This is a genomic window from Acetomicrobium sp. S15 = DSM 107314, assembly GCF_016125955.1.
Lineage (GTDB): Bacteria > Synergistota > Synergistia > Synergistales > Thermosynergistaceae > Thermosynergistes > Thermosynergistes pyruvativorans.
Genome location: NZ_JADEVE010000338.1, coordinates 1 through 370, shown reverse-complemented (window position 1 = coordinate 370; position 370 = coordinate 1). Strand labels below are relative to the sequence as shown.

Below are 370 nucleotides of genomic sequence, written 5' to 3'. Positions count from 1 at the left end.
TGCTTGTAGATCCTCTTTAAGTCCTCTCCTACAGCCGCTCTATGTCTTGCTCTCACCTTCTTCAGGCTGCTTCGCACTTTGTGGAGGACGCAAGCTTGAAAGTCAGCCTTTGGATAGACCTCGCCAACGGGTAACGCGACTGAGCAGCGAGACCCTTCAGGAAGAGGAGTGGAATCCGATAAGAGATGAGCAGAGATAGTAAAAATATAGCTGAAATTGTCATATATATTGAAGACCAGATTCGGGGCTGCAATTCGCGCGACGGCCTTGGATCGAGAGATGGCCACGATGCTCGGAGTGGATGTCGACGCGGTGATTCGGTTCATATTTTTCCTGGGGCCGGCTTTGGGAGGCATGGCGGGAATTATGA

The 370-nt window shown here is 51.1% G+C and carries 2 protein-coding genes; one reads left to right on the top strand and one right to left on the bottom strand.

From position 1 onward, the window contains the following. On the bottom strand, positions 1 to 77 hold a 77-nt coding region (locus tag EZM41_RS14770), incomplete at its 3' end, for a hypothetical protein (RefSeq protein WP_446697840.1). 139 nt (positions 78 to 216) lie between these two features. On the opposite strand from EZM41_RS14770, the gene EZM41_RS14235 reads away from it, so the two are divergent. Beyond that, a partial coding sequence (locus EZM41_RS14235) for an ABC transporter permease subunit (RefSeq protein ID WP_446697839.1) occupies positions 217 to 370 on the top strand: 154 nt, incomplete at its 3' end.